Here is a 25,756-nt window from a genome sequence, read left to right on the forward strand (position 1 = left end):
CAATAATCATGTGTTTTCTTGCAGTGAGAGGTTCAAGATTAGTGCTCTAATTAAGATAGTAGTGTCTAAAAGTGATTAGGAAGTGAAAACTATGGGGTCGCTTATTAATTGATAGATAACAAGAAAAAATAATGGATTTCTTTGGTTTAGAGGCGTTTAATCAAGATATATATATCCTGTTAAATAATCAAATAGATAGTTCCACTGGATAATTCCCATAATCATCCGCCAAGAGTGGTACTTTCAGCTTTTTTCTGGCTGAAAGTTTAACGGTAAAGGCTGATTATTTAATGGGAACTATATAATCATGATGATATTGAATGTTCTGAGTGGTTCTTATCGAGGTGAACTGAGGATTGTTTTCAATTAAATAACGAAAGTTTTACAAGTTTTTTGATTAGGAACGACTACTTTTTTAGTAAGTTTTGTTTTTCTGTATACATTTCGTCCCTTTTTAGATATTATTAAGACAGGAGTATCATAATAAGGGGGATTATATATGACGATTTCTAGCGATTTAGACGTAGCAATCCAGAGAGCCACGGCTATTTCTCAAGCATTGACTGTTCTTTCAGAAGTAGGGAATCCACTTTTGGATACTCAAACAACTGTTCAGGGAAATAGGGCAGCTCATGATGCTATTGAAGCAACTTTAACAGGAGGAGCGGAGATTTCTGCCGCAGTGAAAACTGCGACAAGCAACCTTCAAAGTGTGGCCAGGGAATTCGAAGCGATGGACAGTAGTCTGGGGGAGTCGTTGCGAGGATCTATAGGTAATTTCAAATGAGCGATAAATGGGAAGAATTAAATAGAAAAGAACAACTACTTATGGAGCAAGAGGCTGATTTAGTTCGCGAAGAAGCAAAAGTTGAGCGATTAGAGGAAGACTACATCGATCATTTATTTAAAACAAATCATTTGTTCAGAGAAACACAACAGCTTTTTCATGGGACTGAGGCTCAGCTTTATGAAGAAATTTCCCAGAAAATACATGAAGATTCGCGGAAGATGGAAGAATCTTTAGGAGCGATGCAGAAAAAGGTTAGAGATCGGCGAAAAATTGTTCAAAGTCAACTAGATGAGGTCTATGAAGAAAAGCAAAAATTAAGTCGCGATGGGGAGGAGAAAATGCCATGAGTGTGGATATGTATCTGTTGGATTCTCAGAGTCAAGCAGCAAGTATTGCCAACATATGCCGCCAGCAAAAACAAGGATATGAAGAGTTGCAACAAGCGATCAACGATTTTGCTTTAAACAGTGAAGTCTTGAGTGGTGCTGCTTATGATTCAGCCAAACAGTTCTTTACCACAGTGTTACTTCCTTTATCAAAGGCTGGAATACTTTTATCTGAAGCAGTGATGGAAGCGTGTCAGGCTTTTCCGGAAGCCTACATATTTCGAGTGGATAGTGGTGATTTAAAAGAGTCTGATCTTAGGGAGAAGATTGAACAAATTAATCGTCATATATTTGAGTTGGCGTCTTTGCAAGAACGATTGCAGAGTATTTTGTTTTTTCAAGAACAAGACGGGGTCTTAGAAGGTTCCATTGATTCTCAAATGCGCACAAATGACTCATTGATGGATTCCTATGTCTTCGTGAAAAAAAAGTTGGAAGAAAAATTGGATCATCTATTGGAGTTTAATGCGACCTCACCGAACCTTTTTGCTGAAATTGAGGAGTTAAGAAGGGCTGTCTCCCAAGGTGTCGAGTTAGCCAATACGTCGTGGAATGCTGCGAATGGGAAGTTTATCATGCCCAAGAGTCAGGCGTTAAGTTGGGTCAAGTCGGTCGACGACGTTTGGGATCGAGGGCCAAGAGGTAAAAAACTACTTTAGATCTACCGTTTAAATGAACGGATAGACCACACTTAGCAACAGATTGAAAAGCCAGTCGTTATGCTTGCACAACGGCCGGCTTATTTACGTGTTGTGATGGCGCCATTGCGTTGGCGTGCATTTGATTTTTTTCTTAAATAAATTTGAAAAATAGTGTTCATCACTAAAGGCTAATCGTTCAGCGATTTGTTGAATAGGTAGGCGGGTCTCTACTAAGAGCATTTGGGCCATTTCAAGCTTTTTAGTTAAAAAATAGTCGTAGGGTGTCTGATTTAAGGCAGTTTTGAACTGTCGAGTGAGTTGAGACGTAGACAAATTAACAGTGGAGGCAACATGCTCGATCCTTAATGACTGATTAAGGTGATTGTCTAAATAAGCTTTGGCTCGTCTGACAGGTTCACTCATTGGCTTTATTGAATGAGCGTGTGACAGATGAAAAAGAGACTCAAGTAATTGATGAAACAAGAGGGAAGCGTGTTGTGATCGCTCATAATTACTTAGAGACTCAGTCTTGCAAATCATGATTAGTTCATCAAAGAGAGGTTGAACAGCGACTTGCTGAAAGAGACAGGTCTGATGCAGTTGATAGACTTGAAATAAATGATCACAGAGACTACCTGAGACATTGATCCACAGCTTGTGCATGGGATCTTTTTTATCTGACCAGTAATGATGATCGCGGCCTCTCGGTAAGATGTAAACATCGCCTTTGCTAGGGAAATAAGCAGTCTCGTCGATGTGAATTTCGCCTTTTCCAGAGATAAGGTATTCGAGACTGTAGATGCGGGAGTGTTGTCGTTTGACGTGATAGTTAGCAAAGGGGTAGGTGATACCAGCCAGTTCAATTCGGAAAATATCTGGATAGGCAAATTGTTCTGGCAAAAAACTTAAAATGAATTCTTCCATGCGTGTATTCCTCACTTTTTTAGTCGGATTATGCCTTGTATTTTAATAATACGATTGTATACTGTAAATGTAAATAAGAAAGCGAGGTTTAGTTATGAAGACAATTCCAAGACCAGAACACCCTCAACCACAGTTTATGCGGCAGACATGGCAAAATTTAAATGGGATTTGGCAATTTGCGTTTGATTTTGGTAAAAGTGGTTTAGATCGAAAGTGGTACGAGGAAGGCCCTTTTGATCAAGTAATTAATGTGCCATTTTGTCCTGAAAGTTCTTTAAGTGGGATTGGTTATACGGATTTTATGCCGGCAGTTTGGTATCGGCGAACGATTGTTATCTCAGATCAACAGTTAAAACATTGTATTAAGCTTCATTTTGGTGCAGTTGACTATAACAGTCAAATTTTCATTAATGGCAAATTAGTCGGAAGCCATCAAGGTGGATATGCTCCCTTTTCTTTTGAGATAAATAGTTTTCTTGAAGTAGGTGAAAATTCTTTAGTGGTATATGTCGAAGACGATAACCGCTCAGGAAGGCAACCTAAAGGAAAACAAAGTAGTTTTTATTATTCTCGAGGATGTGACTACACGCGAACAACAGGGATTTGGCAAACTGTTTGGTTGGAATTTTTACCGGTCAAGCATATTCGAGAAATTAAGTATTTTCCAAATATCTCTGAAAGCAGTGTGACAATTGAGGTTAAGACCAATGGTTCGGGGGTCTTAAAGGCAGAGGTGTTTTATGAAGGAAGAGAGTGTGGCAGTAAGGAAATAAGGATCGGCGGTCACGGGTTTGTTAATATTAGCTTATTAGAAACTCATGTCTGGGAAGTTGGTCATGGTAGGTTGTACGATGTTCGTTTTTCATTCGAAGATGATCGTGTTCAAAGTTATTTTGGCTTGAGAGAGGTTAGAATGGATGGCTACCGCTTTTTACTTAACAATCAGTCTGTCTATCAACGACTAGTTCTTGATCAAGGGTTTTATCCCGAGGGAATTTACACCGCTAAAGATGATGACGCCCTTAGACAAGACATTCATTTGAGTTTAAATGCCGGATTTAATGGTGCTCGTTTACATGAAAAAGCGTTTGAACCAAGGTTTTTATATCATTGTGACCGGGAGGGGTACTTGGTATGGGGGGAGATGGCCAATTGGGGGATTGATGTGTCTTCTTATTCAGCCATTGCGGATTTTTTACCTGAGTGGCAAACGCTGGTAAGGCGGGATTTTAATCATCCCTCACTGGTTATCTGGTGCCCGATTAATGAGTCTTGGGATTATGACAATAGACCCCAGAAAGATGAGTTGTTGGAGATGGTCTATCAGACAACTAAAGAACTGGATCCCACCAGACCGTGCATCGATGCTAGCGGTAATTATCACGTGATCACAGATATTTATGATGTGCATGATTATACTCAAGATATTCAGCAGTTCAAGGAACATTTTATTGGGGAATTGCAAGATAACGGGGAATTCTGGGATGAACATGACCATCGTCAACGCTATCAAAAAGGCTTACCTTTTTGTGTCAGTGAGTACGGTGGCATAAAATGGGACCCCACCGATACGGGTGAATCGTGGGGATACGGCAATGAGCCCCGTTCTGAAAGTGAATTTATTGAGCGATATCGTGGATTAACGGAAGTCTTGTTAAGCCATCCTAAAATGTTTGGGTTCTGTTACACACAGTTGTATGATGTGGAGCAGGAGAAAAATGGTCTTTACGACTACCATCGCAATCCTAAATTTGATATGGCAGTGATCCGCGAAATTAACCAGCAGCAAGCAGAAATTGAGACTGTATTCGTAGATGGTGATATCAAGTAAATGATGGCTACTTAAATTTCAGTCAGATGTTATTTTATAGAATGCGTTTACATTTAGGGTGTTTTATGATAAGATGAAATTATTAAACGTAGGATTGTTACCTTTATTGGGCAAAACCTAATCAGACATAAATCTGGAGAAGTCTTCTCTTTTTTTATGGATGATTAGGTTTTTTTGCGATTAAGGTCAGTTTGACAAGGGGGTGATCACTCATAAACTGTTAGAAACATGGCGTCAACAATAAAAAATAATTAAGGAGTAGAGAGAATGAAAAAACTAGCAAGTGTATTTGTTATTTGTTTAATCATGTTGACAGGATGCGGGACGGGTAATACGGCCAGTAAAGAGACAGAGAAAAGTGAAAAACCAACGGAATTGACTTTATATATTGTTCGTCATGGTAAGACCATGCTAAACACGACGGATCGTGTGCAAGGCTGGTCTGATGCTGTCTTAACACCAAGTGGCGAAGAGGTAGTAACGGCAGCAGGTGTTGGGTTAAAAGATGTAGAATTTCAAAATGTTTATAGCAGTGATAGTGGTAGAGCAGTTCAGACGGCAGAGTTAATATTGAAGGAAAATGCCAAATCGTCGGATTTAAAGATTCAAACGGATGATCGTTTGAGAGAGTTTAACTTTGGTACCTATGAAGGCGATTTAAATCATACGATGTGGCAAGATGTGGCAGATGACCAAGGGGTGTCATTAGAGGAGTTTATGAAAAATATGACGCCGGAATCTTTTGCAAATAGTGTGGCAAAACTGGACGCTAAAAATGTGACAGAAGACGTAAGTAATTGGCCAGCGGAAGATTATGATACTATTACCAAACGGTTGACAGCAGGAATTGACGAGATTGTTGAAAAAGAATTAAATAATTCTGGGAATGGTAATATCTTAATCACTAGTCATGGTCTCAGTATTTCAGCTTTGTTAGCCGTTTTATTTGATGATTTTGATATTCCAGAAGGAGGATTAAAAAATGCCAGTGTTTCAACGGTTACTTATAAAGATGGTGAGTATCAGCTGAAAACGGTGAATGATTTGAGTTATGTTGAGGCAGGAACAAAATAATTGATTGACCTTCACTTAAGAGAGATGATGAGCTGGAGATGGGGGTGATCAGGCAAGGCGGAACAGAAGAAGTAATAAATGGTGAAGGATTTTCTGGCTGTGAGTGTTATCTGGCAACCACGATTATCTTGAGTGCCATTATTGATTAAATGCTAATTGACAAAATGAAGCCATTTTACTTGTAAAGTGATGGCACTATGTTTTAAGATACCTTATAGACATCAGTCAAAAGGATGGGAGCGTTTTGTTTGAGCACAAAATCGATGAAATTAGTAAACCGTGTCGTTGATTCTTTTTTAGTTTTATTAGGTATCTTATTGATCATTGTTATGGGGAAACAAATTTTGGGAATAGGGATCGAAATTTTTCAGCTTTCAGGTGGGAATCCAGATCAAGTGATTCACGATGTGTTATCGTTTTTCTTGTTTTTTGAATTTTTTACGATGATTTTGCGTTATCTCCAAGAAGATCATCATCTGCCAATTCGCTATTTGATTTATATCTGCATTACAGCAATCCTTCGGCATCAGATAGGCAGTCCAACCAATGCTTTGGATACCTTGCTGATTTCATTGTCTATTTTGGTTTTAGTTAGCACCTTGGTTCTGATGCAGAAAACGATAAATAAGACAGCTGTTCCTTTAGAGAATGATTCTGAACCTTATTGATCAGGAATTTAACTAAACCTCCTTCAGTTTAATGACACTGAAAGAGGTTTAGTTTTTTTAGACGTTATTTATTAAAACGATAGCCACTTCCCCAGATGGTTTCAATGGGAATATCAGCGAGATGCGTAGCTTTGACCTTTTCTCTAATGCGTTTAATATGGACGACGACTGTGGAAACATCACTGTCTAAGACATCCATTCCCCAAACTTGTTCAAAGAGCTGTTCTTTACTCCAAACGCGATTAGGATGTTCGGCTAAAAATAAGAGTAGTTGGAATTCTTTGGTGGTGAAAGTGAGTTCTTGATCTAAGAGAAAGACTTTATGAGCCCCTTTATCAATCGTTAAGTTCTCTATTTCGAGTATCTGTTGAGCGTCTCTTTTGTCCGAGGTTAACGTCTGATGACGCTTGATATGGGCTTGGACCCGAGCGACCATCTCGCTAGGACTAAAGGGTTTGACCATATAATCATCAGCCCCTAATCCAAGTCCTCTAATTTTGTCGATGTCTTCCTTTTTAGCAGAAACAATCATAATCGGGGTTTGTTTATGTTGTCTAATTTGTTTACAAATTTCAAAGCCGTCCATGTTTGGTAGCATAATATCGATAATGATTAGATCAAAAGCCTTTTCTAAAGCGAGTTTTAATCCTTTTCTGCCATCGTGTTCAATAGTAGTGGTCATATGATTGATTTCTAAATAGTCTTTTTGGAGGTTCGCAATGCTTGGATCGTCTTCAATGATTAAAATGTGTGTTGTCATAATGTACCTCCTTGTCGAGGGAGCGTGATGGTAACTTGCGTGTTAATTCCTAACTGACTCTTAATCGCTATCACGCCACCATGGTGTTCAATTAGTTGTTTTACGATGCTGAGCCCTAAGCCACTACCTTTAACCGTTGGTGTTCGGGATTTATCGACGCGATAAAATCGTCTGAAAATATGATCTAGCTCCTCTTGGTCAATCCCTGTTCCGTTATCAGTTAGAGAAAAAACTATTTTTTGCTTGTCGTAGGTGACTTGAAAGTCTAATTTTAGTTGACTTTTTTGATTATCTTTAAATTTTAAACTGTTTTGGATTAAATTAGTTATAGCTTTATTCATTTGAATCGGATCAAGTGACACTAGTAGTTTTTTATCAGGAAAATCAGTTGTTATCAGGCAATCTTTTTCCCAATGTTGTTCTTCAATAATATGCTGAAGATAAGGCACAAAATCGATGGTTTGTTTATCAAAGATCACAGCATCTAAATCAAGTTTAGAGTAAAGAAATAATTCTTCAATTAAATCGTTTAGGTGAATGCTTTGCTTATGAATAACGTCCAGATAGTGCTGTTGCTTTTCTTCAGTCGTGGCAACCCCATCTTGCAACCCCTCGACATGACCAATGATAGAAGTAAGGGGTGTCTTTAAATCATGGGAGATATTCGCGACTAATTCTTTGCGGTTTGCTTCGTAATGGCGACGTTCTGCTTCCGCTTTTTGTAGCTCTCGCCACATTTGTTCAAAACTTTGCTCAAGTTGGCGAACTTCTTTAGATTTTTTGGTGACAGGTAGCTGTTCTTTAGCTTCTATAAAGGAAGTGAAGTTCGTGATAGACTTGGTTGCTGTTTCTAATTCTTCTAGTGGTTTAATCGTTGTTTTGGCAAGTCGGTCATTGATTAACCAAGCGGAAACGATTGCGATGAGGATGATAATTAGCACAATCCAGATCCCCCATTTGGTGAAAAATTCAAATAGGCTACTTTCTCGTTTTAAAATGATAAAACTACCGTTACTACCATCTAGGTAGTTAAAATCAAGTTTGATGTAATGAAACAAGCGTCCAGCATTGTCGATTGTCCCAGCAGGTGAAAAGTTATTGATTTCGTAATCAGGTGAGTGTGCGATCAATGATTTCTCAACTAAGTCTTCTGAAAAATAGGGAAATTGAGTATTTTTTCTAATGACAACTTCAAGCCCTTTTCCTTCGATTGCTTGGATGGTTTCCAGAAGTTCCTCACTAAAGGGACTGTTCAATAGATCTGGCGATTTTTTTACCATTCGCTCCAAGGCCACGAAGCTATCTTCTTCTTCAGGCGTCAGAGCACGTTGTTTAGTAATCATTTTATAGACATCAGTAACACTGGGAATTTTATTGAGTGTGATGTAAAAGACTAAGGATAAAATCAATAACAGTGAGCCAATTGAAATGATAAAGGCACTTAAATAGGAAATCAGGAAACGTTTTTTTATGGTCATAATGGCCTCCTTTTTAAGTTTTATTATAACATGTTAGTTAGAAGAAACTTACTGGAGCGACTGCTAATTTATAGTTTGTTCAGATTAGTTTATAGTTTGTTCATTTTTTGTCTCTTAGGAGTTTATAAAGGCTTGCTATACTGAAGTTATTAAATAAACCAAAGGAGAGAGTTATAGATGAAGAAAAAAATAATGCCAGTAATCGGTGCGATGATGTTAGTAGGAGTGGTTTTAGCAGGGTGTTCGACTGATGCATCAAAAACAAGGGAATCGTCAAGTGAGACAGAGAGCAGTACTGAAGTCGCGAAAACAGCTGATGATAAAAAAGGCGACAAGTTAACCCAACTTTTATCTGGAACTAATTGGCAAGGAACAAGGGTTTTTGATAAAGATAACAATGATTTGACAGCCGAAAATCAAGAGTTTATTGGGCTAGCAAAGTATGATCAAGCAACTGGCTATTATGAATTTTTTGACAAAGAAACTGGTCAGACACGAGGGGATGAAGGGACATTCTTTATGACGGCTGACGGTGACAAGCGAATCTTGATTTCCACAACTAAAAACTATCAAGCTATTGTTGATATAACTGAACTAACTAAAGATATCTTTACGTACAAACGGATGGGGAAAGACAAAGAGGGGCAAGACATTGAGGTTTTTGTCGAACACATTCCTTATGCAGATCAAGAATTGGCGTTTACTACTGGCCGCGCTGAATTAAGCAGTGCAACTGGTACAATTGAAACGAATAAGCCCGGATCAGAGATTTTAGGTGAAACGTTGTGGAATGGCACTAAGGTTTTAGATGAAGCGGGCAATGATGTTACAGAAGAAAATCAACCGTTTATCAGTTTAGCTAAATTTGACAGCACGACAAGCAAGTATGAATTTTTTGATCTGAAAACAGGGGCGACTCGTGGTGATTTTGGCTATTATGACGTGTTAGCTCATAATAAAATAAGAGCGCATGTCTCAATTGGTGAAAACAAGTATGGCGCAGTTCTCGAAATAACAGAACTAACAGCTAAAAAATTTACTTATAAACGATTAGGTAAAGACAAAGCAGGAAATGATATGACAGTCTTTGTGGAACATGAACCTTATGCGGGTGAATTTGAACCAGTTTTTACATTTTAGTGAGTGATGAGACCAGAATTAGGTAACTAAGCTGGTCTTGGTTAGTTTAAAAATGAGGTGACGAAGTTGAGGAAAAAACTAATGAGTAGCATGCTTTTTGTGAGTGTCTTAGTGTTGACAGGTTGTAAAGCAGATATCAGAAAAGACAAGGCCGTAGAAGGAAGCTCGGAACCACTGACAAAGGTGACAGTCACTAATCGAGATGATGAGACTGTGATTGATGGCGACCGTGACCTCAATCAACTGGTCTTTGATCAACATGAGTATCAGTATGATGTGGTAACAGGAGCGACACAAACGACTTTCGGGACAACGCCACCTGCTCTTTACAGTGAGCAGGAGAAGCAAGAAAAAATGTTTTGGTCGAATCAACCGCCCTTAGGACTTTTAAAAGGTGATTATTATCGAAATGAAGGCAGCTTTACAGGAGGTAACTATGGCATTGTTGAAATTGTGACGGAAGAAAATAAAGGGAAAATTTTGAATGTGGAATTTACCGAATTTGCTAGTGACCCATATTACGAATCTAAGTATTCAGGTGTTAATAAACGGTTATCCGATTACGCTTTTTTTCAAGCAAGTAATACTCGAACTGATCCTACGCTGGTAACAGTGGTTAACGGAATCACTTACCTTGAAAAACAGATGCGCGATGAAAATCGAGTAACTGGGGAGTTTAATACCGTAAATGGTTCTTCTACTTCAGCCAGGGATGGCTTTATGCCTTTGGCAGCAGCCTTGGATGACTCAATTAGAAAGCCGACCAATACTAAGTATCAAGGATATGCAGAAGAATTGGCAAATGGCTTAATTGCGCGGTTGGAAGTCATTACTACAGCTGGAAAAATCACAGAGGTTTTCTATGATGAATATTTTGCCGACACACAAGAAAAAATAACCGATCCTGACTTAAAGCCTTATTATCGGCAATCTAAATATTATTCACTGATGTATAATGAAAAAACCAATCATGAGTTTGTGACTTTTTCTGATCAGTTAGTTGCAGAGATTAAAGAGTCCCAGTCTTTGGTACTTTCAACGGAGCGCTTAATGAGCTATCCTTCATATGAGAGTTACCAGAAGTTGGCAGAGCACATTCAATTGAAGGCGCAATGATAGGAGGAGGTCCCATGAAACATAAGTGGTTCATTAGTTTAATTATTTTAGGTGGTTTACTTTATGGCTGCAAGGGAGAGGAGCTAGCAAAAATGGAAATGAGTACCACCAACGAAGAAGAGATCGTGAGCAGTGAGAGCAGTGAGTCGATTCAAGAAGTGATTTCCACTGAAAGGCTACCAGTCGAGCATTTTGAGCCTGATTCGCTATTAAATTATGTCAAAGAAGGGAATCTCTCTCAAGTAGCAAACATATTGACAGACAGTCAGTACATGATTGATGAAGTGGATCAAGAGGGAAATACACCATTGAATGTGGCCGTTCATGAGAATCAAGTGGAGATAGCGAAAAAGTTAATTGATCGCGGTGCGGATATTAATCGGCAAAATGCTATTAGTGACAGCCCATATTTGTATGCTGGTGCTGAGGGGCGAACGGAAATATTAGCTTATATGTTAGCGAAGGCTGAGCCTGATTTGACAAAAGTTAATCGCTTTGGCGGTAATGCGTTGATTCCAGCAGCAGAAAAGGGGCATCTAGATAATGTCGCTCTGTTGTTAAAGGATGGTCGAGTGACGGTCGATTTTCAAAATGACTACGGATATACTGCCTTGATTGAGACTGTCGCGCTAAACGATGGGTCACAGCTTTATCAAGACATTGCCAAAGTGTTACTGGAGTACGGTGCAAGTCCATCGCTAAAAGATAAAAGTGGCCGTTCGGCGATGGATTATGCTGTTAACTACGGGTATCAGAGCATGATTAAGTTAATGGAGAGCTATTAGGGCTCTCTGATGATAAAGGCGCTTATCGCTAATCTTGACAATCGGATTAATCTGTTCTGACTTCTCGTCGTAATCCACTGTGATTATCAAACGCAGTGGATTTATTTTGGATGGATCAGATACCAAGTATGGCAGCAACAACGGCACATATAAAAAGATTTGGAAGGACTCATTTTTTGAGCAGCTTCAAAAGCGTACTGATTGTCAATTTTGAGGCCAATTTTGCCTTTGTTAAAAAAAGTTGGTGCGTATGAACAAGTGCTTTTATGAATTTCATGTTGAGCGTTTGCATCGCAGTTTTTATTGTAAATATATTTATCCATAGCAAAACCTCCTCAGCTTCATTATATCTTTGATCAAACATCAACAGTTATTTTTTTATTATATGAAAAAAAGGTGTTAAGTTGTATAATATCATTCATATGTATTCAATTTTGTTTAATGTGTATGATAGCGGAAAGTCTTGTGAGTTTAAGAACATGTAAGACGATTAAGTTGACTGCCAAAAATAAATTTGATGGCAGGTAGAGGAGAGAGGGATGTGTGTTGAATTAATTGAGAAGAGGTGCGCTAGGTGGATCAAACAATCTGCAGTATCATCACGAATAGTGCAGATTGTCGTAATCTTTTTCATGGAAGTACTTTAAACTGTGTGAACAGTAATCCCCTGTTCCTCAAGTCGTTTTATCCATTTAGGTGATAGGTCATCATCGGTGATAATGGTGTCAACCTGATGTAATTCACAAAAAACTGCTGGTGATAGTACGCCAAATTTGCTTGAATCAACCATTAAGATGAATTCTAAGGAACTGTCAATGCTAGCTTGTTTAATGGCGGTTTCATAGGAATTGATGCAAGTCACGCCTAAGGATTCATGAATACCTGAGGCTGAAGCGAAGTACTTGGTGGCGCGGTGCTTTTTTAAAAAGGTAATACTTTCAGGACTTTCAAACATACCAGTTTCAGGATGGTAGTCGCCACCGCAAAATTTTAAGGTAATCTGACTATTAGTCAGCAGCTCGCTAAGTATGTGAGAATTGTAGGTTAAAATAGTTGTTTGTTTGTCTTCATCTAAATAGGGAATAATCTTAGCTGTCGTACTTCCTGTGTCGATAATAATAGTTTCATGGTCTTCAATCAGAGCGGCGGCTTTTTCCCCAATTCTAAATTTTTTCTGATGTTCTTTTTTTAGTGCAGTTAGTAAATCGTACTTGGTTTGACTGGTTTTTTGGGGTTCTGTGTCATGAATCGCTTCTAAGTCCAGCAGATCACGGCGAATGGTCATTTCGGAGACTTTAAGCAACTGGGCTAATTGTTTGACGGATACGTGGCCAGTTTTTTTGATATGCTGATAGATTTTGTCTTGTCTTATTTTTTTTTTCATAAGAAGCTCCTTTTGTCATCAGTAAGTTATCTTATTATAACAGTTATCAATTGAATTTTGTTATAAAAATAGCTGTGATTGACTATTAATCGCTTAAATGTTAGAATTTAGATGACAAATGTTAAAAAATAACAACAAAGAGGTGTTCGGATGAATAAAACGAATGTATTAAGTAAAGTGGACCACACCATTCTATCCCCAACGGCCACAAGAGAGGATGTAGAACGAATTTGCCAGGAAAGCATTACCTACCAAACGGCTTCTGCTTGTATCCCGCCTTGTTATGTGATGGATATGAAGACCAAATTTGGCGAAAAACTGACGATTACAACGGTTATCGGTTTTCCTTTAGGCTATATGACAACTGCAGCAAAAGTGGCTGAAGCGAAGCAAGCGGTCGCTGACGGTGCCGATGAAATCGACATGGTGATCAACGTTTCAGCGGTGAAAAGCGGCGAGTTTGACCGTGTTCAAAGTGAAATTGAGCGAGTGAAGGCAGCGGTTGGCTCTCATATCTTAAAAGTTATCATCGAAACGAGCTATCTGACAGAAGATGAAAAAATCGAGATGTGTAAAATTGTTAGTCATGCTGGTGCTGATTTTATTAAGACTTCAACTGGTTTTTCTGATGCTGGAGCAAGTCTGGCAGATATTGCTTTGTTTAAGCAACATTTAAGTGACGGTGTCCTCATTAAAGCCTCAGGTGGAATTCGTTCAAAAGCAGATTTTGAAGCCTTTGTTGAAGCGGGAGTTGCTAGAATTGGCGCTAGTAGTGCAATTAGTGCTTTTAATGGTAAAGAAGGACATGCTGGTTACTAGTTTCATTCGAGGTTGAGAGCTTAAGGTCTACTTATTTTATAGGTAGGCTTTTTTGGTTTCTCGATCAGTTTCAATAACTGCTGATGAATAGATTATTTCGGGGGTTAATTATGAAGAGACTTTTAGGTAACTAAATAAGTGGGTTATAGAGAGTGTTTAGTGAGGTAGCACTCTTTTTTAGTTTGCAGAAGGTAAAAAAAGTAACTTTCGCTTTATAAAATAGGTGTATTTAACGATTGCGCATGGATGTGTAAATATTGACATAAAATAACGAAATCCCTCTATAATAGGCTTTTTGTTTATTTAAGGGGTGGTAATTTCAGATATTACATAAACATGTGCAAAGCTTGACATAGTAATGAGGGGTGAGTTTCTCTATACTAATAAGTGTAGAAGTCATTTAAAAGAAACTATTTATAAAAAACGATAATTATTTAATTATAGGAGGAACAATATCATGACAACAATCGGATATGCATATAAAAGTGAAGACCAAGGTTACTTATCATCTCAACTAGAAAGTTTAGGAAAATATGGTTGTGACCGTATTGTCTTAGAAACGGATGATCAGGCCAAAACTACTCACCCTCATGTTGAGTTAGAAGCAACGCTTGAAACAATGGAAGCGGGCGACCAATTAATTATTTTTGAACTTGTTTGTTTAGGCAAATCAGTGATTCAGTTAGCTGACTTTATTGCAGAATTAGACGAAAAAGGTGTTGAATTAATCGTCTTGGAAAAAGATGAAGCACTAAAAGGTTTAGATAATAAAGTATTCACGGCTATGATTACTAACATGGCCAAAATGGAAAAAGCGATTATTCGTGAAAGAACCTCTCGTGGTTTAGAAGAAGCTCGTCGCAACGGCCGAATTGGCGGACGTCCTAGAATTTCTGAGGAAACAGTTGAACGTGTTCAATTCTTATACCACAATAATAAATATACTCTACGTCAAATTGCCGAAGAATGTAATATTTCTTTAGGTACAGCGTACAAGTACACACAAGAAAGCATTAAATAAAACTGTTATAAGGGATTCCTGGTTACTGTCTATTCGACAGTAGCTAGGAATTTTTTTGACTTTATCAGAAAGTATAAAACGTTCTCTATGTCGTAGTTTAGAGAACGTTTTATGAGGCACTACTTCATATGTAACCTTAATCTATACACTGCGCAAGGCTTCATTCTTAATGAATTCTAAGCACTTTTCGATTTTCACCTGCTACTAAATGTTAAAGTATTAAGAAAAAAAGCGCTGTTTGATGCTTCAGCCTTTAGGGATTGAAGAGATCGAACCGAAGTGTGGCGTTCCGTGCTTCTATTGACTGCTGTTATTTACTCATTAGAGACGAGGAATTACGAAGTAAAGCAATAAGAACAATGGCAATGACTTGTTTAGCTTTTTCTACTGGATTAAGAGGGAAGGGAGTAAAAAAATTTTATACTCATTATGGTAAGTTAATTTTGAGAATCAATTATAGTTTGGCATGAGCTAATAATTCAGTTAATTGCGATAAATTTAGTGTTCGTTGAGAGACGCTCTGGCCTTTCCAAAAGTTATCGTTCTGATAACGAGGGATGAAGTGCACATGAAAGTGTGTTCCGGCATCCATTAGTTTTCCATTATTTTGAATTAGTGTGAGGCCTTCAATCGGTAATTTCTGTTCCAGTATGGTAATAATATTTTTTCCAAATGAATTAACTCGTTGAGTGCATCATTTGTTAGTGCAGAAATATTTTCGATATGGTCTTTCGAAATAAGTAATAGGTGACCCGATTGAATTGGATCATGGTCATAAATGAGGAAGAAATGAGTTGTTTCTAACAGTTTATTTTCTTGGTGAATATCATGACAAAAGCAACAATGCATTGGTTTCTCCCCCTTCAAATAGCGAGTAAAAGTAAGTCCGGTCTCCACTGTAATTAACGGACTAATCGCTGATGAATTTGTATTAGTCATTATTTTATCATGTATAGGTTAGGAAGTAAAAATAGCTATTTCTATTTTATTTGTAAAACGTGTCTCAATCTAGGCCCTTCGTGGTTATTAATCAAAATTCTTGCTTTCCGTAGAAGCCAGTGAGAATTCATGCTAAACTTTAGATAAAATACGTTGGTTAATAGTGAGGAGGTCCCTTTTATCAGGCTCATTGATTATTAAAGTGAAAAAGTGAGCAAGTTGATTTTAGAATAACAAAATTGAAATCCAGGAGGAAACTGATGTGAAAAGATTAGTCAAATTTTCGACAATTATTTGTATGTCCTTATTAGCAAGTGCTTGTGCTAACCAAGAGATCCAGGAACAGTCAAGCTCACCCGTTACAGCTTCCACTCAAGTGGTAAACATAAACGTGACGCAAGAATTGAACTCCATTGACCCTGCTAACACAGTTGATTCGAATAGCAACATTGCTTTAAATAATATTTACGAAGGCTTGTACCGCTTAGGTGAAGATAATCAGCCTTTACCAGCAGGTGCGGTGGCATTACCTAAGATAAGTGAAGACGGTCTTGAATATACTATTTCATTACGGAAAGAGGCCAAATGGTCAACGGGAGAGTCTGTTAAAGCTGAGGATTATGTTTTTGCATGGAAACGGGCTGTGGCAGCAGAAAGTGCTGCAGAGAATAGTTATTTGTATACGAGTATTTTGAATGCCGATGAGATCATTCAAGGAAATAAAGATAAAGAGGAACTAGGTGTCGCGGCTGAAGGGGACTATCTTTTAAAAATTAAGCTGACGAAAGTTACACCTTATTTTACAGCAATGTTGGCAATTCCAGCATTTTTCCCTTTAAAAGAAACTTTTGTCTCTGAGATGGGGGAGTCGTTTGCTTCTGATAGCGAGCATGTGATTTACAATGGTCCTTTTACGATGAAAAACTTCGATGGTCCAGGGATTGGTAGTAATTGGACCTATGAAAAAAATGGTGAGTACTGGGATCATCAAACGGTGAAGATTGAGGAAATCAATGTGGAAGTGGTGAAGGAGACTGCAACCAATGTTAGTTTGTTTGAAAATGGTGAAGTGGATGATGTGAGTATTTCAGGAGAATACGCTAAAAGTAAGTTAAATGATCCAGCTTTTGTCGCAGAAAAGCCAGTTCAAACCGTTTTCTTAGGGTATAATCAAACTAAAAAATTGTATCAAAATAAGAAAATACGCCAAGCGATTTCACTGTTGATAGATCGAGCGAGTATTGCTGACAGTGTTCTGGGTAATGGTGTTGTACCAGCGACTGGTCTTATTTTTAGCGGATTGTACGTCCATCCAGAAACGAAGGAAGATTTTTCTAAAGCCAGTGGCAATCATTTAAAGACGGATGTTGATGAGGCTAAAAAACTATGGTTGGAAGGGAAAGAAGAAGTAGGACTGACAAGTGAGGATGAAGTGCTGATAAAATTGATAACATTTGAAAATGAAGATATGAGAAAAGTTTCAGAGTATCTACAAGGTTTATTTGCTGATAATTTTCAAGGGGCTCAATTAGAGCTTTCAGTCTATCCAGTTTCGGTTTTTATGAAGAATGCCTCCAACCAAGAGTTTGATCTATATCTAGTAAGTTGGGGGGCGGATTATCCTGATCCAAGTAGCCTATTTCAGCTATTTCAATCAGAAGTATCGTACAATTGGGGAAAATATAAGAGTGAGACCTATGATAATTTCTTGAATAAAGCAATAGAGGAAGACGCTTTAAATGAGGAGCGGCGCTGGCAGGATTTATTAGCTGCAGAGGAGACACTGATGGCCGAGCAGGGAATTACTCCGATTTATTTCAGTGCCCCAACATACTTGCGGAATCCACAGTTAAAGGATCTGATCTTTCATAATGTAGGTCCCCGATTTGAATATAAACAGATGTTTATTAAGAAATAGTAAAGAAGCCCTCGAACACTAAAAAGTGCTGAGGGCTTTTTTAAAATGACGGTAATGATAATAAACAATCACTTACACCCATGTGATTGTTAGAGCGAATAAAGGACTGCTTATAGAATGGATGAAAAGATTCAATCGTAATCTTTTGATTGCGCTGATCCCGATAATAGTAGGTAAACCCCATGTCGATGTAACTAATTAAGGTATCGATGGTCAGATGATCGCCGTTGTTTAAACGAACTTCAAAGATACTTTCTGTAGACTCACGATCGGTACTTCTCCGTCTAATATGCGTGACTTGATAATTAATGATGTCTCCTCCTCTGCGAAATAATCAGCTACATACTAAATCGGTCAGAGAATGTGATTGTTAAGGTCTAGTGATGATTTAGTCCTACTTTTTGTTAGAGCTTAGATTGTTTTGGAGTGATGTGCATATCTTACCGTGGTAGTCCTATTTATCCGAAAATATCGTGATTGATTCTTTGCCATTTCTCTTCAGGTAAATACCCGATGTAGTTACGAGTTACTTCAGTGATAAACAAGTAGTCACCACTATCAAAAATATGAGCTTGTAGTAGGTCCAAAAGATCATCAACTTCAATTGAGCATTTAAGGATAATCGTCGTATCGAATAGATTTTTACCGATCCATTGATGTTCTTTAGCAAGAGCTTTGAACTTTGCTAATTTTTCGACGGAGTCCGATTGGATATTGAGACTGACCAAAAAGATATTTTTATTCATGCACAGCTCTCCTTTCTATTGTACAATACACATCAGTGATGAAAATAACATGAAAATAGAATGAAAATTCAAATATATAATCGCTCCTAAGGGGGGAAGGAGCCTTTAATTGTTTTCAAACTTTACTGTAAAGGTGGTGCCTTCATTTAAAACAGAACGGACGCTAATCTTTCCCTGATGAAGAGTGGTGATGCGCTGGGCGATAGCTAAGCCTAAACCACTACCGATTTCTTGGTGGGCAGGGTCGCCTTGATAAAACTTATCGAATATGTGGGCTCTGACCGTGTCTTCCATGCCGATTCCGGTATCGCGAATTTTTACCTTGACTTGGTCGGCGACGTGATAACACCTGATGGTTAGTGTTCCTTGAGGATGACTGAACTTAATAGCATTGTTCAAGAGGTTAAGCCAGAGGGACATCATCATTTCTTGGTCACCTGTAAAAGTAATCGGTTCTAAATTTAAATCCAAATGTAATTCTTTTTCTTCCCATTCTTGCTGCAGAAGTAAGAGACAGTTACGGAGCTGTTCATCTAAACTATAAGGCGCTAGTTGAAGGCGAACGATTTCATGATTTTCCAAGTTAGATAATTGTAAAATATTAGAAGAGAGTCGAGCTAAGCGCTCGGATTCACTGATAATGATTTGAATGGATTCTTGACGCTCGGCTTCAGATAGTGTGGTATCTTGAAGCTGTTTGGCAAACCCTTTGATTGAGACGATCGGTGTCTTAAATTCATGAGAAAAATTATTAATAAAGTCGTTGTGGATAATTTCCACGTTGTCAAGAGCCTGAGCCATTTGATTAAAATTGCCGATTAATTCATTAATTTCTGTTTGATGATGATTGGTAATCGGAATTTTAACTTTATAGTTGCCATTAGCGATTTGTTGTGTACCTTTTATTAACTGTTGGGAAGTTCGTAAGACACTGTTACTAATGGCGATTGAGACTAGGCTACCGATGATAAAGCTGGCCAGACTTAAGCTGATTAAACGAATCCAAGGAGAATTATTAAAGCCCGGGATATTTAGTTTTGTTAACACAATGAAAAGTATCACTGAGATGATACCAGCTAATAGCATAATAAACATGACACTGGCGACAAAATGCCAGCGCAGAGTCCAAGTGCGTTTCATTTTTTCACCGCCTTATAACCTAATCCGCGGACGGTTATGATATCAAAATCAGGGTTATCCGCAAATTTTTTTCGCAACTTTTTAATATGAGTATCAATTGTTCGCTCATCAGAATGACTGTCCCTCTCCCAAAATTCTTCCATTAGTTGTTGGCGAGTAAAAATCTTGTTTGGATAAGAAAGAAGCTTAAAAAGTAGCATAAACTCTTTTTTCGGAAGTTCCCACTGTTCTCCACCAGTTTGGATGGTGAATGATTCTGAATTAAGGGTGGTTTGGTTGACGGTTAATCGTTTTTCACTATAAATCTTTGATCGTCTGAGGAGAGCTTGAACCCTTAAAATAAATTCAGTTTCATCTACCGGCTTGACTAAGTAATCATCGGCTCCCGAAAGAAAGCTTCTTTTTTTGTCTGTCACAGCTTCTTTAGCGGTGACCATCATGATTGGCAAGTCTGGGTTCCAACGACGAACCATTTCCACCACTTCAAACCCATCCATTTCAGGCATCATAATGTCCAAAATCAATAAATCAACTTGTTGTTCCTCAATGATTGCCAGTGCTTCAATTCCATTATCGGCAGTCAGCGAGTGATAATGGGCTTGTTTTAGAAGTCGTGTAAAAAGGGTTTGGATATTTTTTTCGTCTTCTGCGATTAATATTGTGGCCATCAACTCACCTCTCATCATTTTCTTTTCACTACTATAGCATATTCGACTTGTAAAAAAAAGAAATCTTCGAGTTCATATTGAAGACACATTGTTATGTTATATTAGATATAGCTTCTGAAAGAAAATATGTTTTTTTCAGAAAATGTTACAAGCGTAGTAAATGGACGGAGGAATTTGATGTTACAATTAACGGATATTAAGAAAAGCTATACGACAGGAGACTTTACCCAAGTCGCTCTCAATGGTGTCAGTGTCAATTTTAGAGAGAATGAATTTGTGGCCATCCTAGGGCAAAGTGGCTCAGGTAAAACAACTTTATTAAATATTATCGGTGGTCTTGATCAATACGACAGTGGTGATTTAGTGATTAATGGTAAATCCACCAAGGATTTTAAAGATGGTGAGTGGGATGCATACCGGAATAACAGTGTCGGTTTTGTTTTCCAAAGTTATAATTTGATTACGCATTTAAGCATACTCGACAATGTGGAGATGGGCATGACCTTAAGTGGCGTAAGCAGTTCTGAGAAGAAGCAGCGCGCCACTCAAGTTTTAGAGCGAGTTGGACTGAAAGACCATCTACATAAAAAACCCAATCAATTGTCTGGTGGTCAAATGCAACGGGTCGCGATTGCCCGAGCTCTAGCAAATGATCCGGATATTATTTTAGCGGATGAACCAACTGGGGCACTGGACTCCGAAACTAGTGAGCAAATCATGGATCTCATCAAAGAAATCGCTGATGATAAATTGGTTATTATGGTCACTCATAACCCGGAATTAGCAGAACAATACGCTGACCGAATTGTCAATTTTAAGGATGGGCATATTGTTAAAGACAGTAACCCATATGTGGAAACCACGACGAATTCAAATTATGAATTAAAGCGGACAAGCATGAATTACTTTACTGCCCTAAAACTTTCTGGTAAGAACATCGCAACTAAAAAGTGGCGAACAGGTTTGACGGCTTTTGCTGCTAGTATCGGGATTATCGGTATTGCCTTAATTTTAAGTTTGTCTTCTGGTTTCCAGAAACAAATCGATGAGTTCCAAAGTGATGCGTTGTCAGAATTTCCTATCACGGTATCTCGTCAAGCCGTTAGTATGGATGAGGAATCGCTAAAAGAGATGCAATCACAAGGTCCCATGGCTAAAAAGGAATTTGTGAAATCGGATAAGGTGTATCTGTACAATCCTGCTGACAGTAACGTGACTCATACAAATAATATCACCCAAGAATATGTGGATTACTTACAGGAGATTGATCCGGAACTTGTCAGAAGTATTGGCTTTACTCGCATGGTTGGCATGAATTTGTTGCGAAAAACTGATGATGAGGTTACGCCTGTTTCAATTAATATTGGCATTTCTGGTGTAGGTGGTGCTGGCGCAGGGGGGATTTCTAGTATGAGTGGCGTTGGTTTGTCCTCTTATCCCGTGTCAATCGATGGTAAAGGCAGCAGCTACTTAAAGAAAAACTACGACGTCCTAGCAGGAAATTATCCAAAGGACGAAACAGAAATGGTCTTAGTTGTGGACAATCAAAACCGGATTGATGTCGAGACGATGAAAAATCTTGGATTTGATACAGAAGATATTGAAAGTTTGAAATTCACGGATATCGTGGGAACAGAACTCCAATTAGTCGCTAATAATGATTTTTATGATAAATCTGAATTGGGTAACTTTATGCCGACTCAAGATTTGGAAAAAGCTTACACAGCATCGGCTAACACTAAGCTTAAAATTGCCGCAGTCGTTCGCCAAAAAGAAGATGTTCAAGTAGCCATTTTAGCCAATGGTGTGGCATACAGTGATGCGCTAGTTGATTTAGTTTTAGAGAAGGAAAAAGACTCAGAGATTGTTAAAGCTCAGAGGGATTCCGATACGAATGTGATGACCATGGAACCCTTTAAGGCCGATGAAAAAGAAACTTTTGTGGCCTACCTTGGAGGCGATTCAACACCGATGATGATCTACATTTACCCAGTGGATTTTGCTTCGAAAGACAAAATCATCGACTATTTAGATGCATTTAATAAAGGAAAAGAAACAAAGGATACGATTGTCTATTCTGACTTGGCCAGTTCCATGACGGAAATGACCGGCGGAATTATGGATGCTATTACCATGGTTCTAATTGCTTTTGCTTCAATTTCATTAGTGGTTTCCTTGATTATGGTGGGAATTATCACGTATATTTCTGTCCTTGAACGGACGAAGGAAATTGGTGTCTTACGCGCTCTAGGAGCTCGCAAGAAAGATATTACCCGCGTCTTTAATGCGGAAACGTTAATCATCGGAGCGTTCTCTGGTTTCTTGGGAATCCTGATTGCGTACCTCTTAACGATTCCAACGAACATTATTTTAGAGAACATGACTGGTTTAGCTAATATCGCCCAACTTCAACCATTACATGCCATTAGTTTAGTGATCATCAGTGTGGTCTTAACACTAATTGGAGGTAGTATTCCAGCGCGGATGGCTGCTAAGAAGGATCCTGTCGAAGCCTTGCGTTCTGAATAATAGTTGTCTAACATCACAATCACGTGAGTTTACGTGATTGTGATGTTTTACTTTGTCAAAAATGCGTTAGATCAGGATGAGGAGCTAAAATTTCCTTGATGCCGATAATTATTGGACATGGGTTGGTGACTTTTAAAGTACACCGAGATGATTTATAATTAGTTAAATACTGGTTATTAAGGAAGTTATTGTAATATTTTTTAGAAAGGGTCTTGTGGAATGAAAGTTGGTTTTTGGAATAGATTAGCAAAAAATTTTGATCAGCAAGATGTGGTTGATCCGGCGATTGTGACCTTGATTAAAGCGCATTTAGAGAAAGAATCTCAGGTTTTAGAAATTGGTGCTGGTACAGGGAACTTAGCTCTTCAATTGGCGCCATTTTGTCAATCACTTGAGGCAAGTGATTTTTTACCTGACATGGTCGCAAAAGCTCAGGAAAAAGCACATCCGGGAAATCTTCGATTTAGTATTCAAGACGGGGCACAGTTGAGCTTTGGATCTGAAAGTTTTGATGTGGTTGTGGGAATGAACGTGCTCCATGTGGTTTCTGACATTGAGCAGGTTGTCACTGAATTGTCCCGAGTGTTGCGACCAGAGGGAGTGTTGATTATCCAAGTCCCAACGTTTAAAGAACAGCAATTTGTTTCAATTATTACCCGAATGACGATGCAGATGATGAAGTTTCGTTTATGGCCAGTCGCGAGTTACGAGAATTTATTAAAGGACAAAGGGTTTATGATTGAGTTATCTCAAGAAACACGATCTGGTAGTTTGTCAGTGGTAATGATTGCCAAAAAGATAAGTCTGATTTGAATAAAATCGATTTATCTTTTTTTTATGAAAAACCGTTACTTAAACAGAGCGTATCAGCGAAGTCTGATGTTTCATTATTTTGTTCATTTAAACTTGTCAACTAATTGAACGAGGTGATTAGCTAAATGAGATCCTATAGTGACGAAGTACTTAGAGCCTTTTAAGCTGTTTGTATCAATCTTGTGAGAGATTAAAAAATGAAAGTTTGGGTATCGTATCAACCATCAAAAGTTCTTCATCACAATTTTTTTGTACTGAGATTAAAAAGTTGTGATGAAACCGTTAACAAAAAAGCGTGGAAATCCGTATACTAAGAGTCAGTTAAGACAGGATGGAGGTGAATCAATGTTGTTGACCAAGAACTATTTGAACAAAGACTTAGTGGATATTTTTGATATTCAAGGTGGGCAAGAAGAGTATTTTGCAGCAGTCTATCAAAAGTTGAACCAACTAGATTATATTGAAGACGGGTATCTCGGAGCAATTGTTGAAAGAGAGAAGGCCTATCCGACGGGGCTAGAGACTCCCTTTTTATCAGTGGCAATCCCTCACACGGATCCTCAATATATCAAAAAGCCATTTATTTACATGGTCAAATTAGAAAAACCAATCGTCTTTGGACAAATGGGGACAACAGATACAGAAATTCAAGTAACGGTTACATTTGTACTAGGGGTGGAAAAAGGGGACGATCAATTAGTTGTATTGCAAAGTTTAATGAAAATGTTTGCAGATGAACGGGTAATGACTCAACTAAAAGAGGTCAAAGAGGTAACTGGGTTCTATCAAATTGTATGTGATTTTTTTAATAACACAATAAAGGAGTAAACAAGATGACAAAAATTCACAATATTTATGAAGCGCCATTTATCAAAGAAATGTGTGAAGCCACGAGAAATTTATGGAATAATGGGTGGGCAGAACGAAATGGCGGTAATATTAGTTATCGTTTAGATGCTGCAGAGGTTAGTTATTATCTTGAGACGGATCGTATTTTAAATGAAGTTAGTCTAGGCTTTGAAATACCAGAGTTAGCAAATATGATTTTTTTAGTTTCAGGTTCAGGTAAATATTTTAAAAATGTTTGGCAAAACCCAGCTGATAATTTGGTCATTTTAAAGATCTCTGCCGATGGACTGAACTATCAGGTTTTGTGGGGACTGGAAACTGGCGGCGTTCCAACCAGTGAATTGGCCTCACATTTAAAATGCCACAGTGTACGTTTAAAAAAAGATCCAGACCATCGTGTGATATTACATACTCATTCGATTGCTATTTCAGCAATGACCTTTGTCCATGAGTTAAATGAGGCAGCCTTTACCAAGACATTGTGGGAAATGATTACCGAATGTTTAGTGGTTTTTCCCGACGGGGTTGCTGTGTTGCCATGGATGGTAGCCGGCACTGTTGAGTTGGGGGAAGCTTCTGCCGAAAAGATGAGGGACTCACGACTTGTTGTTTGGCCGCACCATGGAATTATGGGGGCTGGTCAGTCGATGGACGATGCCTTTGGTTTAGTTGAAACAGCTGAAAAAGCAGCCGATATCTATTTGCTGGCTGTGTCAACACCTGCTGGAATTGTTCAAAAAATAACGGATCAGCAATTATGGGATTTAGCAGAGCGCTTCGGCGTTGTGCCGAAAGCAGGAATCTTAGCTCCCAAAAAATAAGAATAGGACAGGTGAAAATAATGAGAAAAGTAAATGTGATTTCGGTGTGCGGTTCTGGGACCGTTACTAGTTCAATGGTTGCGGGGAAAGTCAAGGATTTTTTAGAAGAAAATGGCTTTAAGGCCCAAACTGTTGAGGTTAATCCCAATGGCGTTGACGGGCAATTGGAATTGGGGAGCTGGGATGTGATCGTTCATACGAGCCCGCTAAAAAAGAAATACCAAGTCCCAACTATTAATTCAGTAGGGTTATTGACTGGTATGGGAGAAGAAGAGTTTTTTGCTGAGTTGTTAGAAACGGTTAAAACGCTAGATTTGGGATAACTGATTCTTAGGAAGATTAGAAAATGAGGCTGCCAAAGGGAAGACTTAAAGAAATGTAGACTGTCAAATAAAGTACTTGCTCAAAGTTTGGGCCGTATCACTGTTTGAAGGATGAACAGACCAAAAATCGGCTGCGTAAGCAGGTAACTAAACTACTGAGATTGCCTCATTTTCAGGATGTTCACCAAACACA

The 25,756-nt window shown here is 38.4% G+C and carries 26 protein-coding genes; 17 read left to right on the top strand and 9 right to left on the bottom strand.

The genetic code is table 11. The annotated features are described in order from the left end of the window. Nucleotides 1-499: 499 nt before the first annotated feature. Genes I6N95_RS22265 through I6N95_RS22275 form a run of 3 tightly spaced genes read left to right on the top strand, consistent with a single transcriptional unit; the run spans nt 500 to nt 1,835 of the window. On the top strand, nt 500-787 hold the full coding sequence (locus I6N95_RS22265) for a TIGR04197 family type VII secretion effector (protein WP_209531576.1): 288 nt from the start codon (nt 500-502) through the stop codon (nt 785-787). Beyond that, nucleotides 784-1,137, top strand: a complete 354-nt coding sequence (locus tag I6N95_RS22270; RefSeq protein WP_209531577.1) for a DUF3958 family protein — start codon at nt 784-786, stop codon at nt 1,135-1,137. The genes I6N95_RS22265 and I6N95_RS22270 overlap by 4 nt, the downstream gene beginning before the upstream one ends. Then, nucleotides 1,134-1,835: an LXG domain-containing protein gene (locus I6N95_RS22275; protein WP_209531579.1), complete on the top strand. Its 702-nt coding sequence runs from the start codon at nt 1,134-1,136 to the stop codon at nt 1,833-1,835. The genes I6N95_RS22270 and I6N95_RS22275 overlap by 4 nt, the downstream gene beginning before the upstream one ends. An 84-nt stretch (nt 1,836-1,919) precedes the next feature. Here the strand turns inward: I6N95_RS22275 and I6N95_RS22280 are convergent, their stop codons facing one another. Then, nucleotides 1,920-2,741 carry an AraC family transcriptional regulator gene (locus I6N95_RS22280; protein ID WP_209531581.1) on the bottom strand — a complete coding sequence of 274 codons (822 nt, stop codon included), beginning with the start codon at nt 2,739-2,741 and terminating at the stop codon, nt 1,920-1,922. 94 nt (nt 2,742-2,835) lie between these two features. Between I6N95_RS22280 and I6N95_RS22285 the strand changes: the two genes are divergently transcribed. The 3 genes from I6N95_RS22285 (at nt 2,836) to I6N95_RS22295 (ending at nt 6,314) form a co-directional block, all read left to right on the top strand. Continuing rightward, nucleotides 2,836-4,572, top strand: a complete 1,737-nt coding sequence (locus I6N95_RS22285; RefSeq protein WP_209531583.1) for a glycoside hydrolase family 2 protein — start codon at nt 2,836-2,838, stop codon at nt 4,570-4,572. Nucleotides 4,573-4,839: 267 nt separating this feature from the next. Next, nucleotides 4,840-5,646, top strand: a complete 807-nt coding sequence (locus I6N95_RS22290) for a histidine phosphatase family protein (protein WP_209531585.1) — start codon at nt 4,840-4,842, stop codon at nt 5,644-5,646. Nucleotides 5,647-5,894: 248 nt separating this feature from the next. Continuing rightward, nucleotides 5,895-6,314: a phosphate-starvation-inducible PsiE family protein gene (locus I6N95_RS22295; protein ID WP_209531587.1), complete on the top strand. Its 420-nt coding sequence runs from the start codon at nt 5,895-5,897 to the stop codon at nt 6,312-6,314. Nucleotides 6,315-6,378: 64 nt separating this feature from the next. Here I6N95_RS22295 and I6N95_RS22300 read toward each other — a convergent pair whose 3' ends face one another. Both I6N95_RS22300 and I6N95_RS22305 read right to left on the bottom strand, forming a co-directional pair. After that, nucleotides 6,379-7,074, bottom strand: a complete 696-nt coding sequence (locus I6N95_RS22300; protein WP_209531588.1) for a response regulator transcription factor — start codon at nt 7,072-7,074, stop codon at nt 6,379-6,381. Then, nucleotides 7,071-8,417, bottom strand: a complete 1,347-nt coding sequence (locus tag I6N95_RS22305) for a HAMP domain-containing sensor histidine kinase (RefSeq protein WP_347340597.1) — start codon at nt 8,415-8,417, stop codon at nt 7,071-7,073. The genes I6N95_RS22300 and I6N95_RS22305 overlap by 4 nt, the downstream gene beginning before the upstream one ends. 312 nt (nt 8,418-8,729) lie before the next feature. On the opposite strand from I6N95_RS22305, the gene I6N95_RS22310 reads away from it, so the two are divergent. From I6N95_RS22310 to I6N95_RS22320, 3 genes are all read left to right on the top strand, one after another. Then, nucleotides 8,730-9,692 carry a DUF4822 domain-containing protein gene (locus I6N95_RS22310; protein ID WP_209531593.1) on the top strand — a complete coding sequence of 321 codons (963 nt, stop codon included), beginning with the start codon at nt 8,730-8,732 and terminating at the stop codon, nt 9,690-9,692. 81 nt (nt 9,693-9,773) lie between these two features. Then, the gene (locus I6N95_RS22315) at nt 9,774-10,808 is read left to right on the top strand and encodes a hypothetical protein (RefSeq protein WP_245249819.1); all 1,035 of its coding nucleotides are present in this window, start codon (nt 9,774-9,776) and stop codon (nt 10,806-10,808) included. A 14-nt stretch (nt 10,809-10,822) separates the two neighbouring features. After that, nucleotides 10,823-11,593 carry an ankyrin repeat domain-containing protein gene (locus I6N95_RS22320; protein ID WP_209531597.1) on the top strand — a complete coding sequence of 257 codons (771 nt, stop codon included), beginning with the start codon at nt 10,823-10,825 and terminating at the stop codon, nt 11,591-11,593. Between the two features lie 101 nt (nt 11,594-11,694). Here I6N95_RS22320 and I6N95_RS22325 read toward each other — a convergent pair whose 3' ends face one another. Together I6N95_RS22325 and I6N95_RS22330 are read right to left on the bottom strand one after the other, a co-directional pair. Then, complete coding sequence (locus I6N95_RS22325) at nt 11,695-11,916, bottom strand: hypothetical protein (RefSeq protein WP_209531599.1); 222 nt, start codon at nt 11,914-11,916, stop codon at nt 11,695-11,697. A gap of 320 nt (nt 11,917-12,236) precedes the next feature. Beyond that, nucleotides 12,237-12,977, bottom strand: a complete 741-nt coding sequence (locus tag I6N95_RS22330; RefSeq protein ID WP_209531601.1) for a DeoR/GlpR family DNA-binding transcription regulator — start codon at nt 12,975-12,977, stop codon at nt 12,237-12,239. Between the two features lie 150 nt (nt 12,978-13,127). Here I6N95_RS22330 and deoC point away from each other — a divergent pair, with 150 nt between their 5' ends. Then, nucleotides 13,128-13,796, top strand: a complete 669-nt coding sequence (gene deoC, locus I6N95_RS22335) for a deoxyribose-phosphate aldolase (protein ID WP_209531603.1) — start codon at nt 13,128-13,130, stop codon at nt 13,794-13,796. 457 nt (nt 13,797-14,253) lie between these two features. Further along, complete coding sequence (locus tag I6N95_RS22340) at nt 14,254-14,817, top strand: recombinase family protein (RefSeq protein WP_209531605.1); 564 nt, start codon at nt 14,254-14,256, stop codon at nt 14,815-14,817. Nucleotides 14,818-15,429: 612 nt separating this feature from the next. Here the strand turns inward: I6N95_RS22340 and I6N95_RS27235 are convergent. After that, the gene (locus tag I6N95_RS27235) at nt 15,430-15,756 is read right to left on the bottom strand and encodes an HIT family protein (protein WP_347340595.1); all 327 of its coding nucleotides are present in this window, start codon (nt 15,754-15,756) and stop codon (nt 15,430-15,432) included. Nucleotides 15,757-16,018: 262 nt separating this feature from the next. Between I6N95_RS27235 and I6N95_RS22350 the strand changes: the two genes are divergently transcribed. Then, nucleotides 16,019-17,674, top strand: a complete 1,656-nt coding sequence (locus tag I6N95_RS22350) for a peptide ABC transporter substrate-binding protein (RefSeq protein ID WP_209531606.1) — start codon at nt 16,019-16,021, stop codon at nt 17,672-17,674. A 458-nt stretch (nt 17,675-18,132) separates the two neighbouring features. Here I6N95_RS22350 and I6N95_RS22360 read toward each other — a convergent pair whose 3' ends face one another. From I6N95_RS22360 to I6N95_RS22370, 3 genes are all read right to left on the bottom strand, one after another. Next, nucleotides 18,133-18,420, bottom strand: a complete 288-nt coding sequence (locus I6N95_RS22360; protein WP_209531608.1) for a hypothetical protein — start codon at nt 18,418-18,420, stop codon at nt 18,133-18,135. A gap of 105 nt (nt 18,421-18,525) precedes the next feature. Next, nucleotides 18,526-19,560 carry a HAMP domain-containing sensor histidine kinase gene (locus I6N95_RS22365; RefSeq protein WP_209531609.1) on the bottom strand — a complete coding sequence of 345 codons (1,035 nt, stop codon included), beginning with the start codon at nt 19,558-19,560 and terminating at the stop codon, nt 18,526-18,528. Next, nucleotides 19,557-20,228 carry a response regulator transcription factor gene (locus tag I6N95_RS22370; RefSeq protein ID WP_209531611.1) on the bottom strand — a complete coding sequence of 224 codons (672 nt, stop codon included), beginning with the start codon at nt 20,226-20,228 and terminating at the stop codon, nt 19,557-19,559. The genes I6N95_RS22365 and I6N95_RS22370 overlap by 4 nt, the downstream gene beginning before the upstream one ends. A 177-nt stretch (nt 20,229-20,405) precedes the next feature. On the opposite strand from I6N95_RS22370, the gene I6N95_RS22375 reads away from it, so the two are divergent. From I6N95_RS22375 to I6N95_RS22395, 5 genes are all read left to right on the top strand, one after another. Continuing rightward, nucleotides 20,406-22,757, top strand: coding sequence for an ABC transporter ATP-binding protein/permease (locus tag I6N95_RS22375; RefSeq protein WP_209531614.1), 2,352 nt, complete (start codon nt 20,406-20,408; stop codon nt 22,755-22,757). Between the two features lie 219 nt (nt 22,758-22,976). Continuing rightward, the gene (locus tag I6N95_RS22380) at nt 22,977-23,570 is read left to right on the top strand and encodes a class I SAM-dependent methyltransferase (RefSeq protein ID WP_209531616.1); all 594 of its coding nucleotides are present in this window, start codon (nt 22,977-22,979) and stop codon (nt 23,568-23,570) included. Between the two features lie 345 nt (nt 23,571-23,915). Then, entirely contained in the window at nt 23,916-24,398 is a 483-nt protein-coding gene (locus tag I6N95_RS22385) for a PTS sugar transporter subunit IIA (RefSeq protein WP_209531618.1), read from the top strand. Nucleotides 24,399-24,403: 5 nt separating this feature from the next. After that, nucleotides 24,404-25,240, top strand: coding sequence for a rhamnulose-1-phosphate aldolase (rhaD, locus tag I6N95_RS22390; protein WP_209531620.1), 837 nt, complete (start codon nt 24,404-24,406; stop codon nt 25,238-25,240). Nucleotides 25,241-25,260: 20 nt separating this feature from the next. Further along, a complete protein-coding gene (locus I6N95_RS22395; protein ID WP_209531623.1) occupies nt 25,261-25,563 on the top strand; it encodes a PTS sugar transporter subunit IIB in 303 nt (100 codons plus the stop codon). Nucleotides 25,564-25,756: the final 193 nt, after the last annotated feature.

Source organism: Vagococcus allomyrinae (assembly GCF_017829975.1).
GTDB lineage: Bacteria > Bacillota > Bacilli > Lactobacillales > Vagococcaceae > Vagococcus_D > Vagococcus_D allomyrinae.